This window comes from Erwinia sp. JUb26 (genome assembly GCF_003751505.1).
Classification (GTDB): Bacteria; Pseudomonadota; Gammaproteobacteria; order Enterobacterales; family Enterobacteriaceae; genus Erwinia.
In genome coordinates, this window is the sequence record NZ_RJVB01000005.1 from 419,619 (window position 1) to 434,106 (window position 14,488).

13 protein-coding genes are annotated in these 14,488 nt (G+C 54.8%); all 13 read right to left on the reverse strand.

Annotated features, from left to right (window positions below):
• Positions 1–40: 40 nt before the first annotated feature.
• The 13 genes from atpA to ravA all read right to left on the reverse strand — a co-directional run bounded on the left by atpA (position 41) and on the right by ravA (position 14,470).
• A complete protein-coding gene (gene atpA / locus EC836_RS15480; protein WP_123334648.1) occupies positions 41–1,582 on the reverse strand; it encodes a F0F1 ATP synthase subunit alpha in 1,542 nt (513 codons plus the stop codon).
• 16 nt (positions 1,583–1,598) lie between these two features.
• A complete protein-coding gene (atpH, locus tag EC836_RS15485; protein ID WP_123334650.1) occupies positions 1,599–2,132 on the reverse strand; it encodes a F0F1 ATP synthase subunit delta in 534 nt (177 codons plus the stop codon).
• A gap of 11 nt (positions 2,133–2,143) precedes the next feature.
• Positions 2,144–2,614, reverse strand: coding sequence for a F0F1 ATP synthase subunit B (gene atpF / locus EC836_RS15490; protein WP_123334652.1), 471 nt, complete (start codon positions 2,612–2,614; stop codon positions 2,144–2,146).
• A gap of 97 nt (positions 2,615–2,711) precedes the next feature.
• On the reverse strand, positions 2,712–2,951 hold the full coding sequence (atpE, locus tag EC836_RS15495) for a F0F1 ATP synthase subunit C (protein WP_003849523.1): 240 nt from the start codon (positions 2,949–2,951) through the stop codon (positions 2,712–2,714).
• Between the two features lie 50 nt (positions 2,952–3,001).
• Positions 3,002–3,820, reverse strand: a complete 819-nt coding sequence (atpB, locus tag EC836_RS15500) for a F0F1 ATP synthase subunit A (RefSeq protein ID WP_123334654.1) — start codon at positions 3,818–3,820, stop codon at positions 3,002–3,004.
• Between the two features lie 7 nt (positions 3,821–3,827).
• Entirely contained in the window at positions 3,828–4,208 is a 381-nt protein-coding gene (gene atpI / locus EC836_RS15505; protein WP_123334656.1) for a F0F1 ATP synthase subunit I, read from the reverse strand.
• Between the two features lie 817 nt (positions 4,209–5,025).
• Entirely contained in the window at positions 5,026–5,646 is a 621-nt protein-coding gene (gene rsmG / locus EC836_RS15510; protein ID WP_123334658.1) for a 16S rRNA (guanine(527)-N(7))-methyltransferase RsmG, read from the reverse strand.
• A gap of 82 nt (positions 5,647–5,728) precedes the next feature.
• The gene (gene mnmG / locus EC836_RS15515; RefSeq protein WP_123334660.1) at positions 5,729–7,618 is read right to left on the reverse strand and encodes a tRNA uridine-5-carboxymethylaminomethyl(34) synthesis enzyme MnmG; all 1,890 of its coding nucleotides are present in this window, start codon (positions 7,616–7,618) and stop codon (positions 5,729–5,731) included.
• A gap of 466 nt (positions 7,619–8,084) precedes the next feature.
• Positions 8,085–8,525 carry an FMN-binding protein MioC gene (gene mioC, locus EC836_RS15520; protein ID WP_123334662.1) on the reverse strand — a complete coding sequence of 147 codons (441 nt, stop codon included), beginning with the start codon at positions 8,523–8,525 and terminating at the stop codon, positions 8,085–8,087.
• Positions 8,526–8,702: 177 nt separating this feature from the next.
• The gene (asnC, locus tag EC836_RS15525) at positions 8,703–9,164 is read right to left on the reverse strand and encodes a transcriptional regulator AsnC (RefSeq protein WP_123334664.1); all 462 of its coding nucleotides are present in this window, start codon (positions 9,162–9,164) and stop codon (positions 8,703–8,705) included.
• Between the two features lie 119 nt (positions 9,165–9,283).
• Positions 9,284–11,425, reverse strand: a complete 2,142-nt coding sequence (gene ovoA, locus EC836_RS15530) for a 5-histidylcysteine sulfoxide synthase (RefSeq protein ID WP_123334666.1) — start codon at positions 11,423–11,425, stop codon at positions 9,284–9,286.
• Positions 11,426–11,519: 94 nt separating this feature from the next.
• Positions 11,520–12,980 (reverse strand): ATPase RavA stimulator ViaA, encoded by a 1,461-nt coding sequence (viaA, locus tag EC836_RS15535; RefSeq protein ID WP_123334668.1) that lies wholly within the window; start codon positions 12,978–12,980, stop codon positions 11,520–11,522.
• A complete protein-coding gene (ravA, locus tag EC836_RS15540; RefSeq protein ID WP_123334671.1) occupies positions 12,977–14,470 on the reverse strand; it encodes an ATPase RavA in 1,494 nt (497 codons plus the stop codon). Before ravA ends, viaA begins: the two co-directional genes overlap by 4 nt.
• Between the last annotated feature and the right edge of the window lie 18 nt (positions 14,471–14,488).

Genomic DNA, 14,488 nt, shown 5'->3' on the forward strand with positions numbered 1-14,488 from the left:
AGCCTTGCGGCCTGCCCCCTAAGGAACAAGCCGCCAGACATTACCAGGACTGGGTTGCTTTAAACGTCTCGAGGAGGCCTTTCAGCTTCTCTTCGATTTCGCCGTTATAGTTACCAGTCTGGTTGATATCAGCCATCAGCTCAGCGTGATCGCGATCCGCGAAGGACAGCAGTGCCGCTTCGAAGCTACCGATTTTCGCCAGTTCGACGTCATTCAGGAAGCCGCGCTCGGCAGCAAACAGCACCAGACCCTGCTGCGCTACGGACATCGGCGCATACTGTTTCTGTTTCAGCAGCTCGGTCACTTTCTGACCGTGGCTCAGCTGTTTGCGGGTTGCTTCGTCCAGATCGGATGCGAACTGAGAGAACGCAGCCAGTTCACGATACTGTGCCAGCGCGGTACGGATACCACCGGACAGTTTCTTGATGATCTTGGTCTGCGCTGCACCACCCACACGGGATACCGAAATACCCGGGTTAACTGCTGGACGAATACCAGAGTTAAACAGGTTGGTTTCCAGGAAGATCTGACCATCGGTAATCGAGATTACGTTGGTCGGAACGAACGCAGAAACGTCACCCGCCTGGGTTTCGATGATTGGCAGCGCGGTCAGAGAACCGGTTTTACCTTTCACTTCACCGTTGGTGAAACGCTCAACGTAGTCGGCGCTCACGCGGGAAGCACGCTCCAGCAGACGGGAGTGGAGGTAGAACACGTCGCCTGGGAATGCTTCACGGCCCGGTGGACGGCGCAGCAGCAGGGAAACCTGACGGTAAGCAACGGCCTGTTTAGACAGGTCATCGTATACGATCAGCGCGTCTTCACCGCGGTCACGGAAGTATTCGCCCATTGCGCAACCGGCATACGGTGCCAGGTATTGCAGAGCAGCAGACTCAGATGCGGTTGCAACAACAACGATGGTGTTAGCCAGCGCGTTGTGTTCTTCCAGCTTACGCACCACGTTAGCGATGGTAGAGGCTTTCTGACCGATAGCAACGTAAACGCATTTGATGCCGGAATCGCGCTGGTTGATGATCGCATCGATCGCCATCGCGGTTTTACCGGTCTGACGGTCACCGATGATCAGCTCACGCTGGCCACGGCCGATTGGAATCATCGCATCGACAGATTTGTAACCGGTCTGTACAGGCTGGTCAACGGACTGACGATCGATAACGCCCGGTGCAATCACTTCGATCGGCGAGAAGCCGTCGTTGTCGATAGCGCCTTTACCGTCGATAGGTGCACCCAGGGTGTTCACCACGCGGCCCAGCAGGCCACGGCCTACCGGAACTTCCAGGATACGGCCAGTACACTTAACCTTCATGCCTTCGGCGAGGTCAGCGTATGGGCCCATCACTACGGCACCAACGGAGTCGCGCTCCAGGTTCAGTGCGATAGCGTAACGGTTACCCGGCAGGGCAATCATCTCACCCTGCATCACATCGGCCAGGCCGTTGACGCGGATGATACCGTCACTTACGGAAACAATAGTACCTTCGTTGTGAGCTTCGCTCACTACATTGAACTGAGCAATGCGCTGCTTGATCAGTTCGCTGATTTCGGTGGAATTCAGTTGCATATATGCTCCAGTCCCCTTAAGACTGCAAGACGTCTGCGAGGCGTTCGAGACGACCGCGTACGCTTCCGTCAATGACCATATCACCCGCACGGATGATTACGCCTGCCATTACAGACTTATCAATTTTGCAATTCAGCTTAACTTTGCGTGACAGACGTTTTTCCATCGCGCTGCTGATTTTGGTCAGCTGTTCATCGCTCAATGTCGTGGAAGAGATAACTTCAACCTCGGCGGTCGCATCATGTGCGGCACGCAGTTGGATGAACTGTTCCAGAACAGCGGTAAGCGCTGGCAAACGTTTGTTTTCAGCCATAACCTTAATCAGGTTCTGGCCGGCTTCGTCGAGTTGGTCACCACAGATTGCGATGAAAGCGCCAGACAACGCTTCCGGCGCCAGAGCGCCGGAAAGAAGTTCTGATACCTGTTCATTGCCAGCCACTTCGGCGGCAAACGCCAGCATCTGCTGCCAGCGATCGACACTTTGATGCTCAACCGCAAAGTCAAAAGCGGCTTTAGCGTAGGGGCGAGCTACGGTAGTAAATTCAGACATCAGCCCCTCCCTTACAGTTCAGCGACCAGTTTATCTACGATGTCGCTGTTAGCAGCTTCATCCACGGAGCGTTCAATGATTTTCTCGGCGCCGGCAACAGCCAGCATCGCGACCTGCTTACGCAACTCTTCACGTGCACGTTTACGCTCGGCATCGATTTCAGCCTGCGCCTGGGTGACGATCTTGTTACGTTCCTGTTCAGCCTCGGCTTTCGCTTCGTCCAGGATCTGTGCACGGCGTTTGTTCGCCTGCTCAATGATTACCTGAGCGTCATCTTTCGCTTTTTTCAGCTGGTCGGTCGCATTAGCCTGCGCGAGATCCAAATCTTTTTTGGCACGTTCAGCGGAAGCAAGGCCTTCAGCAACTTCTTTCTGGCGCTTTTCGATAGCGGCCATCAGCGGCGGCCATACGTACTTCATGCAGAACAGGACAAACAGGATGAACGCGATGGCCTGGCCGAGGATTGTTGCATTAATGTTCACAGCACAATGCCTCTTATTAAGTTAACTTTTTCTGCCGCCGTTACAGCGGCAGAAGCCGTTTATCGCTGACCTGCGTCGGCGATAAACAATCGGTTATTTACGCGACAGCAAACATCACGTACAGACCCAGACCAACGGCGATCATTGGGATTGCATCCACCAGACCCATTACAACAAAGAACTGCGTACGCAGCAGAGGAATCAGATCCGGTTGGCGTGCGGCGCCTTCCAGGAATTTGCCTCCGAGGATGCCGATACCGATCGCAGCACCGATTGCCGCCAGGCCCATCATCACAGCGGCAGCCATGTACAGCAGATCCATATTCAGGTTTTCCATGACAGTCTCCAGTTTGTTTCAGTTAAAACGCAGTAGTGTTGAGAAAAAAATCAGTGTTCTTCAGATGCCATCGACAGATAGACAATCGTTAAGACCATGAAAATGAAAGCTTGCAGCGAAATGATCAGGATGTGGAAAATGGCCCAAGGCACATTCAGAACCCACTGTGACCACCACGGCAGCAGGCCGGCAATCAGGATAAAAATCAATTCACCCGCGTACATGTTTCCGAACAGTCGCAGACCCAGAGAAACAGGCTTGGACAGCAGGCTCACACCTTCCAGAATCAGGTTGATCGGAATAAATACGGGGTGGTTGAAGGGTTGCAAAGTCAGCTCTTTAGTAAAGCCGCCAATGCCTTTCATCTTGATGCTGTAGAACAGAATCAAAATAAATACGCCAAGCGCCATCGACAGCGTAACGTTCACGTCTGCGGAAGGCACCACACGCAATGCTGGCAGCCCAAAGACATGTTCACCAATGTATGGCAACAGATCGATTGGCAGCAGATCCATGAAGTTCATCAGGAATACCCAGACGAAAATCGTCAGGGCCAGCGGAGCGATAAGTTTGCTTTTGCCGTGGTACATATCGCGTACGTTGTCGTCAACGAAGCCAACAACTAACTCGACAGCGGCCTGTAACTTGCCCGGTACGCCACTGGTTGCTGACTTCGCGACTTTGCGAAACAGCACCAGGAACACCAGTCCCAGCACCACAGAGAAAAACATGGAGTCGATATTTAATAACCAGAACGTCGCCGGAGCGTCGTGCGGATTCACTAGCTCGAAGGTACGCAGGTCCAGCTGAAGGTTATTCAGATGGTGGCCTATGTATTCTTGCGGCGTAGAGATTTCTCCTGCAGCCATGATGCCCTTACCCTTTGTTGTTGATTACAGCCGGCGCGACGATTTGCACAATCAGCACCGATAACCAGGCCAGTCCCAGCGGCGTAAACACCGCCTTAAACACACCCAGCGCCACGATTAGCATGAGAATAGTAACGACCACTTTCAGCGCCTCGCCGAAGACGAACGTCCAGGCAAGCCGACCTGTTACTTCATGTCCCGCCTGGTGGCGCCAGGCAAAAATCATAAACAACATGTTTGGCAGCCAGGCTGCCAGTCCACCTAACAGAGCGGACACGCCCCAGGTCAAATCTTTAAGGGCAAACAGCGCACCGATTAAGACGAATGTCACCAGCTGTAACATCAGCACGGTTCGGGCAAATTTCACTCTGTAAAGGGACACTGACATGACGCTGAAACTCTCCTGCCCCGCTCGGGCTATGTCGCGTGTCGTATAAAACTGCCTTTACTCTTTTGAGTCAAGCAGCAAAAAACGTGCAAATTATACGGGGCGCACCTGTGATTTCAATGGATAAGTAGAGAAAAGGTGAACAATTATTTAAAATTCTTTCCAGCGGCCTATTTTCCGAAACAAATGACTTCCGCCCGACTGGTCCATTTTTCTGAAATAAAGAGGCTAATTTGCTCACAAAGCGTGCGGAAGATCACAAATTAGTAATATCATTTCGAGTAGAGAAACAAGATCGATGCTAATAATTATTACAACAACCCAAACAAACATTTAATTATCAGTATCTTATATTTAGTCTGTTAGCAAAACAGACCATTATCCTGATTAAATCCGCTTATTGACATCGCCAGCAAATATTTAACAACTTGAAAGCCATTACTTACGAGAATTTATTAAGAAGATATATTTTCTCGCGTGACTATTCTGTCTCTAAAATGCCACGGACAAGGTGATCGTTGTGATAATAAATTGTGAATGGGACGTTAAATGTAAACGAAGTTGTCAATGCGTTTCCGCGTTCTGATTTAACCCTATGGCAACAGCTCCGTCCAGGCTGATTGGTCTGAAAAAAATGAAAAAATGATGACCGGTTGAAAAGCGGCAGCGCGTAGATCGCCTTAAATGCACGAAAAAATCATACAAATTCAATGGGTATTGGCCGATGATACCCTGAATTATCGCCACCTGACAGCGTAAAAATGGCGAAAAAAAAACCGCCAGCATTGATACAGGCAGTTTTTTTTCACTTAAAAAATCAGTTTTTTGCCGAAATGACCACCAGATGGCGTTCACCCTCCAGCTCAGGAACGGCGAGAGAGGCGACCTTTTCAACAACGAAGCCCGCCGGCAGAGCAGCGATCTCATCCTGAGGAAGCTGGCCTTTCAGCGCGTAAAAACGCCCCTCTGAACCCGGCAGGTGGTGACACCAGCTGACCATATCGTTCAGCGACGCAAATGCGCGACTAATCACGCCATCAAACGGCGGATCAGCAGGAAAATCTTCAACGCGGCTTTGTACCGGAGTAATGTTCTCTAGTTTTAGCTCATGCTGGACCTGTCGCAGGAAACGCACGCGCTTACCCAGGCTGTCCAGCAGCGTGAAGTGTGCCTGCGGGCGCACAATGGCCAGCGGCACGCCGGGAAGCCCGGGGCCGGTTCCCACATCGATAAAGCGCTCACCTTCCAGATGAGGTTCCACTACGATACTGTCGAGTATATGGCGCACCAGCATCTGTTCAGGATCGCGGACGGAGGTCAGGTTATAGGCCTTATTCCATTTGTGCAGCATGTCCACGTAGCCAACTAGCTGCTGTTTTTGCAGATCGGTCAGGGAAATGCTGGCGCTCTTAAGCAGGGCGGAAAGTTTGTTAATCACAGGCGATGGTCCAGAAAATGAATAATGACGACAGCAGAAATGCCGGCCTGGGGCGAATTCTAATCAGCCCCAGGCCCGGTTCTTACGCGCTTTTGCGCAGCAGTCCCTGCTTTTTAAGGTAGATAAGCAGAATGGAGATCGCCGCAGGCGTAACGCCGGAAATACGCGAAGCCTGGCCGATCGATCCTGGTTTGTGATCGTTGAGTTTGGCGATCACCTCGTTAGACAGACCGCTGACCTGACGATAATCCAGTTCCAAAGGCAGCAGGGTATTTTCGTTACGCTGCTGTCTGTCGATCTCTTCCTGCTGACGCGCAATGTAGCCTTCGTACTTAACCTGAATTTCAACCTGCTCGGCGGCCTGCTCATCGCTCAGCGCCGGTGCGAAAGTGCTCAGCGTCATCAGCTGCTGATAGGTCATTTCCGGGCGACGCAGCAAATCTTCACCGCTGGCTTCTTTGGTCAGCGGTGCGCTGAGGACCGTATTGACCTCATCAACGGTCGCGGATTTCGGGTGAACCCAGATATCACGCAGGCGCTGGCGTTCCAGTTCGATGCGCTCCAGTTTTTCATTGAAGCGCGCCCAGCGGGCGTCATCGACCAGCCCCAGTTCGCGACCGGCAGCGGTCAGGCGCAGATCGGCGTTGTCTTCACGCAGCATCAGGCGGTATTCCGCGCGTGAGGTAAACATGCGGTACGGCTCTTTCGTGCCCAGGGTGCAGAGATCGTCAACCAGCACGCCAAGATAAGCCTGATCGCGGCGTGGCGCCCAGCTCTCTTTATCCGCAGAGAAACGACCGGCATTCAGCCCGGCCAGCAGTCCCTGGGCGGCGGCTTCTTCATAGCCGGTGGTGCCGTTGATCTGTCCGGCAAAGAACAACCCCTGAATATATTTACTTTCCAGCGACGGTTTCAGATCGCGCGGGTCGAAGAAATCGTACTCAATGGCGTAGCCAGGGCGCACGATTTTGGCGTTTTCCATTCCCTGCATGGAACGGACGATCTGCATCTGCACATCGAACGGCAGGCTGGTGGAGATGCCGTTAGGGTAAACTTCATTGCTGGTCAGGCCTTCCGGTTCCAGGAAGATCTGATGCGCGTTACGATCGGCAAAGCGCATGACTTTGTCTTCGATCGACGGGCAGTAGCGAGGTCCGATCCCTTCGATGATCCCGGCATACATCGGGCTGCGATCGAGGTTATTACGGATCACATCGTGGGTTTTCTCATTGGTGTAGGTGATGTAGCACGGCACCTGCTGTGGATGCTGAGCCACATTGCCCATGAACGAGAAGACCGGCAGCGGGGTATCGCCGTGCTGGGTTGCCAGCACTGAAAAATCAATTGTGCGGGCATCAATACGCGGAGGCGTACCGGTTTTCAGGCGGTTAACGCGCAGCGGCAGTTCACGGAGGCGGCGCGCTAGTGGAATGGATGGCGGATCGCCTGCACGGCCACCGCTGTAGTTATCCAGTCCGATATGGATCTTGCCATCGAGGAACGTCCCAACGGTCAGCACCACGGCTTTCGCGCGGAACTTCAGGCCCATCTGCGTCACGGCACCGACGACGCGATCGTTTTCGACAATCAGATCCTCAACCGCCTGCTGGAAGATCATCAGGTTCGGCTGGTTCTCCAGCGCGGTGCGAACCGCCTGACGATACAGCACGCGATCCGCCTGAGCGCGGGTTGCCCTGACGGCAGGCCCTTTGCTTGCGTTTAGTATCCTAAACTGGATGCCGGCCTGGTCAATAGCATGGGCCATCAGCCCACCCAGTGCATCCACTTCTTTAACCAGATGTCCTTTCCCGATACCCCCGATCGCCGGATTGCAGGACATTTGCCCGAGCGTATCGATGTTGTGGGTTAATAACAGGGTTTGTTGACCCATACGGGCAGCCGCCATTGCAGCTTCGGTTCCCGCATGACCACCACCGATGATGATGACGTCAAAGGGATCTGGATAAAACATGGTACTGCACCTCGCGGTTTGTGCGATTAAGGGACTGTTGTCTGGGGTGTGAATTCTACTCAACTTTAGACGACGGGGAAAGCGGCGGGATCTTCACGTATTAAAAAGAAGATCTTTTTTATTTAAAGATCTCTTTATTAGATCTTCTATTAGGATCGACCGTTTCTGTGGATAAGCGCTTTTTGCTGATAAGGATCAACCGATTAAGAAGGATCATTAGCTGTGAATGATCGGTGATCCCGATCCGTATAAGCTGGGATCTAAATCACTAGTTATTCACAGGCCCAGGCAAGGTATCAAGTTGTTCTTTGGATAACAACCGGTTATTACCGTGTTTTAAGCTTAGTTATCCACAGACGAATGCTGGAAAATCAGGCGAAAAAGCACATAATTTACAAAACTCAGGGGCTGAAACGTGACGATCGGGCGGATCAACGAGGCGATCTCAGCCCGATCGAGGTGTTATTCAGATCGAATCCTTCCAGGTTTCCACCCAAACACCGGCAGGATCCTCAGGAATTTCATGTTCGAGAACGTCGATTTTCAGGCAGTCGCCAATGCGTTTCGCACCCAGCGAGCTCAGCAGCGTCTCAAACTGATCGATGGCACCACAGAACAGGTCGTATTCACGGTTGCCAATGCCCACCGCGCCGTAGCGCAGATTGCTCAGATCCGGCTGCTGTTCCTTTATAGCGTCAAAGAACGGCTGGATATTTTCAGGCAGTTCACCGGCACCGTGAGTTGAGCTCACCACCAGCCAGATCCCTTCAGGCTGTACTTCATCCAGTTCCGGACCGTACAGCGTCTCGGTGGTATAACCTGCCTCGTTCAGCTTTTCAGCCAGATGATCGGCAACGTATTCTGCGCTGCCTAAGGTGCTGCCACTGATTAAGGTAATGTCGGCCATGATGGGATCCCTGAGTCACAAAGGGGGGCATTGTACTCTGTGATCAGGTTGGGATCTACCTGTGGGTAAGTGGGGGTATTACGTCGATACAGTATTAAGCACTAAGGAAAACATCTGTGCATAAAATGATTCACAGGATCGTCCGGAAATCGTTCGGGAGAGGGGATAACTCCCCGATCAGGGCTTGATCGCCCTCATGATCGGGTTCTGCAGCGAGATTAGTGTTTCGGTGGACTGGATTTCGTCTATGGTCTGGATCTTGTTGATCAATACCAACTGTAATGCATCAATAGAACGGCACATCACCTTGATAAAAATACTGTAATGCCCTGTGGTGTACCAGGCTTCCACTACCTCGTCCAGCTGTTCAAGTTTGGCTACGGCTGCCGGGTAGTCTCTGGCACTTTTTAGAATGATGCCAATAAAGCAGCAGACGTCGTAACCCAGCTGCTTCGGATCGATTTCAACCCGCGTACCTTTAATGATCCCCGCCTGCTTCATCTTTTCTACGCGCACGTGGATGGTGCCGGGGCTGACGTTAAACTGCTTTGCCAGCTCGGCGTAGGCGGTACGGGCGTTGTCCATCAGGGCAATCAGAATGCCGCGATCGAGATTATCGGGCTGCATATTTTCGGCCATAGCGGCTCCATGATTAATTACCGGCGATCGGAATAGCGCTACTGTGCGGGATAGTGAAGACGATGGCAAATCGATTGACGTGAACCGCAGGCACCGGCGTGCCTGCGGGATTAGAGATATCAGCGCTTACGCCACAGGGTCAGCTGTGCCAGCGTATGCTGATATTTACGCGCCGTTTCGCGAATGACAAACGGGATATCCTGCGCGGGGGCGATCTCTTCAAAATCCGCCGCCAGCAGCCGCTGCAACGCCTGGTAAGTGGTCAACGCTTCGCCGTTTTCGCGTATCCCACCGAGCCAGTTTTCCTTCGGCGTATATTCTTCCAGCCAGGTATAAGGGGAGGAGAGCACCAGTACGCCGCCGCTGCGGATCATGCCGCTGATATCCTGCAGGAAGCGTTTGGGCTGACGTAAACGGTCGATCAGATTGGAGGCCAGCACCAGATCGTAGTGTTCAGGCTGCGGCTTCAGGTTGCAGGCATCGCCCTGCACGAACTGAATGCGGCTGGCCTGATGGCTGTCCAGACCAAAATCTTTCAATCTGACCTGACGATACTCCACCAGATCGCCCTCTTCCTGGGTGACATAGCGGAAGTCTTCACCGCCGGTCAGCTGCAGCGCGACATCGATAAAGCGCGCCGAATAGTCCATGCCCACCACCTGCTCGAAGTGACGCGCCAGTTCAAAGCTGGCACGGCCGGTGGCGCAGCCGAGATCCAGCGCGCGCTGCCGTTTATCCGTCAGTCCGCAGGCGATTTCCACCAGCGCATGTGCATAGTTGGCTACGCCGAAATACTCCGGGCCGTACTGGAAATCGAGATACTGCGATACCATGGTGTCGGTTTCGTACGGGTTTTGCGCCATGGTTTCCTGATGGCTGGAGACGACATAGCGGAATCCGGCATGCTGGAAGAAGTGGCGGCGGAACGCATAGCGAGCAGATTTCAGCGCCTCGTTGCCGGTGGAGATCCAGCTGCCGCCCTTGATCAGCGCATGTTTACCGTCAAAGGTGGGCGTGGAGAAGTCGTCGTACAGCGGGTGCACGCGAAAGCCTTCAAAACCGTTAATGGGCGTGGTGGTCCACTGCCACACGTTGCCAATCAGGTCGAAGAACTCCCCCTGGCTGAAACGATCGACCGGGCAGGATGAAGCCCAGTAAGCCAGATTGATATTACCCGGCGTTGATTCCCAGTCGGGCTGATCGCCCGCGACCTGCTCGCGCAGCAGCATCCATTCGCTCTCTGCCGGGAGCTGGATGGATTTGCCGGTCTCTTCTGCCTTCCAGCGGCAGAAGGCCGCGGCCTCGAGCTGATTCACTTCGGCGGGCCAGTCCCACGGCATCGGCACTTCTTCCGTCATTAGCCGCAGCCGCAGGGTATCCGGCCGTTCGGCGCTGCCGACCCAAAAGGTTGGCATGGTGGCTTTGGAAAAATCGCGCCAGCCCTGGCCTTCTTCATCCCACCAGCGGGATTGCTGATAGCCACCCGCCGCCACAAACGTGAAAAACTCGGCGTTGCTGACCAGCATTTTACTGGCGCGAAACGGCTTCACTTCGCTCACGTGCGTGCCGTATTCGTTATCCCAGCCGTAGGTCGGGTCGGTTTTTCCCTGGGTAACATGGCCACCGGCGACGGCGATCAGTGCATTTTCCGGCACCGTAAGACGATCGTGGCGGGCTTCGGTGCAGGCCGGCCAGTGGGGCTGCGGATTAACCCATCCGATCGGCAGCTGGCGCATCAGCACGCTGGAGGTCTCCAGGTGGATGCGTTCGTGTTCAATCCCCATCAGGATCACCCACGCCGGGCTGTCCCAGCCGATGGGCAACGACAGCGGCATTTCTGCAATAAACTGTTCGACGTGCGCGCGCACCTTGCCACGATAGTCTCGCAGTTCGCTAACCGACGGCCAGCTGTAGTGGCTGTTATCCAGATCGTCCCAGCTCATTTCATCAACGCCGATCGCCATCATGGCTTCGATCCGGTCATCAATTCGGGCGTCAATCAGCCTGCCCGCCATCAGTTTATTAATGTAGAAGGTGGCGGTATGGCCAAAATAGAAGATCAGCGGATGGCGTAGCGGGATCGCTTTGTTGTAATACGCCCGCTCGTCCGCCAGGCAGTCAAACAGGCGCTCGTAGAGTTCCCAGGTCTGGCGAAAGTAGGCGAGCAGCTGCTGCCGTTTTTGTTCGGGATCGCCGCCGTTAAGAAGAAGCGTGCGGGTAGGGGCGGGAAGCCCGCTCTGATGTTGTTGTTGTGCTGTCACGTGATGCTCCCATCTGCCTGTTGGCTAAAGCCGAGATATGACTATAGCAAATAAGGTTTGCCGCATTTTGCGCAAAGGGCGAAGGGGAGGGGGATTAGCGTTGCCAGCGGCGCAGCAGGCGGCTTTTCAGTCCGGTGTCGAAGCGCCAGATATGGTTAAAGATGCGCATGATGGCCGGTTTTCCATGATCGGACATGGCAACGGCATGGAAGCGCTGCTGCTGGCGATTCTGGTGATCGCGAACGCGTTTAACCAGCTCTTCCGGCAGGCGCTGGGCGATGAAATCCGAGAGGATAACCGCATCGGCATCCTGCCACGGGCTGCTGCTGAGTTTTTTCAGCACTTCATCCAGGCAGGCGGCGAGATCGGTGCCGCCGCGAAAGCGCTGGCTGAGGAAACGGATCGCCTGGCTGATGCCGTCTCCGGCGGTCAGCTCATAGCCGACGACCTCGTGCGCAAAAAGCATGATGTAACAGCGGCGGTTGTCCGCCAGCGCGACCTTCAGCAGCGCCAGGCAGAAGGCTTTAGCGCAGCGTTCGTTAAAACCGCCCATCGATCCGGAGGTATCAACGCAGACGATAAACGGCCCGCGCGGCTGTTCGTCATGATGCTGATGGACCACGGGCCGTTCGGTGATTTTTTCGTGCCAGCTTTCTCCCTGCAGCCGATAGGTCAGCAGCCGTTTTTCCACCAGCCGACGGTAAAATTCGAATTCCAGTTCGCTGATGCCGAGGGTGGCCAGCTCCGGCGGCAGCAGGCGCAGGATATCATCGCTCTGATGCAGCCCGTTGACCTCCTCCGGCACGCTTTCCGGCTCGCGTACCAGCTGGTGGAACGCTTCCAGCGGCGCGTCTTCCGCCTGCACGGCTTTGGCTTCACGGCTGCGGCCGAGCTGTTCAGCCAGCTTCATCAGCTCGGGCTGCCCCGCCAGGAAATCGCCGTACTGCACGATCAACTGATAATCCTCACGCTGCAGCGAGCTGCGGGTGAGATCCCACAGTCTGCCCGCCGCCGCTTCATCATCGCTGGCCAGCACCGGGGCCAGCTGGCCGCTCATCGCCAGCCGGTGCTGTAGCTCGGCCAGCAGCTTGTCGCGCTCCTGGTCCAGCAGCTGCTGGTTCAGCGACAGGGTTTGCAGGGTCAGGCTCAGCCGCCAGCGCTGTAAAAACAGCGTCTGCTGTGCCGCACTCAGGTGACCTGCCTCCGTATGTTCCACCAGGTGACGGGCTTTTTCGGCAAATGGAGAGTGACTGGCATCCAGCCACGTGAGCAGTTCGGGCAGCTGCGCGCTGAATTCGTGCGAATTCAGCGACTGGAAATGCTGAAAGCGGCTGAACTCTTCGGCCACATCATCGGGAACCGGGGTGGATTTCAGCTGTTGTAGCACCCCGGCTTTCCAGTTGGGCAGATCGCGAGTCAGAGCATTTTTCAGCCCCGGGAATTTTTTAAAAAAGGCGGCCAGCTTTGGCGAGGCCAGCATGGCGATGGCCACTTCTTCGATCAGCTCGTTTTCGCTGATGGTTAGTAACATACTCAGCGTATCGAGTGAGATCACTGACGCGCCTGCTTCAGCTGTTCGGCTACCTGCTGCAGACTGTCCTCAACGCGGGCCAGCCAGTCATCGCTGATAAACAGGCAGCGATGGTGCTGGCTGAACAGCGTACGCTGGGCGCGAAGCTGGGTATCCAGCTCATCAAGTGCCTGCACAATCTCTTCCGGCAGCGCCTGCTGAAGTTTACCGGGCAGCATCAGCCGCGTGCTTTGCAGACTGATATCACGCAGCGTCAGGCACTCCTGAGCGTCCACGTGCAGGTCCAGCATCTGCGCAAAGCCGATGCCGTTCAGTTTGCCGCGCACCTCTCCGCCCTTTTGCAGCCAGTGATGCAGCGCCTCGCGGGCCAGGGTAACGTGCGTGACCTGCATATCATGCAGCGTCAGCGGCTTCTGTAGCATCAGGGTCAGCTCATCGGCGGACATTGATGCGGGCAGCTCGAAGTGGGGTTTGCGGCTGAACATGCCGCCGTGCTTCTCCAGGCGAATGGCCTGCTCCACGCTCTGCTGCTGCTGAAGCGCCAGACGGCGGGCATTAACCTGCTGCAGCTTCAGCAGAATTGGCTGCTGCTGCCACGCGTGCTGGGTTAGCAGATTATCGATTTCGCGATCCAGCAGCTTCATCGAATTCACGTCGTGCCACAGGCAGTCTTTCAGCAGGATCAGGTCGATCGGTGCAATCGAATTACGCCCGCTGTAAAAGGCGCTGGCCTGCAGCAGGTGAATGGCTTTTTTCCAGCGTCGGTCGGAGATATACGGCGCTTCAGGCTGGTTCTCTAACAGCTGACGCAGCTGGAAAATCAGTTCGAACACATCATCCGGCAGGTTCACTTTAGTAATGCCCTGCTGCCAGGCCAGATACTCCTCGTCGCTGATGCACAGCGATTCCGCTACCGGATTCTGATTTTCATCCTGCTGGTGGGTCAGCAGGCTGCGGAAATTCTGCTTCTCGTGGACGTTATCCAGCCACAGGCGGATCAGCATGCGGTCATACAGCGCTTCCAGCCCGCTGTCCGCTTCCGGCAGTTCGTTAGAGGCGGTCACCAGCAGCCGCATCGGGATTTTTTCTTCGTTGTCGCCGTTGCGAAAACGGCGTTCGTTGATAGCGGTCAGCAGGGTATTGAGGATCGCCGGGCCGGCTTTCCAGATCTCATCAAGGAAGACGATTTCCGCATCGGGCAGATAGCCTTTGGTCAGACGCTGATAGCGCCCTTCATCTTTGAGTGCCTGAATGGACAGCGGGCCAAACACCTCCTCCGGCGTTGAGAAGCGGGTCATCAGATATTCAAAGGCGCGCGAGTGCTGGAAGGCAAACTTCAGGCGACGGGCGATCAGGCTTTTAGCGATGCCCGGTGGCCCGAGTAAAAAAACGCTTTCCCCGCACAAGGCGGCAAGAAGACAGAGTCGAATCGCGTGATGGCGTTCGTAAAGTCCTTTCTCTAATGCATTGCTCAGGCGGGAAATACGCTCCGCCAGTAAGTGAGACTGGGCCATAATCAAACATCCATCCTT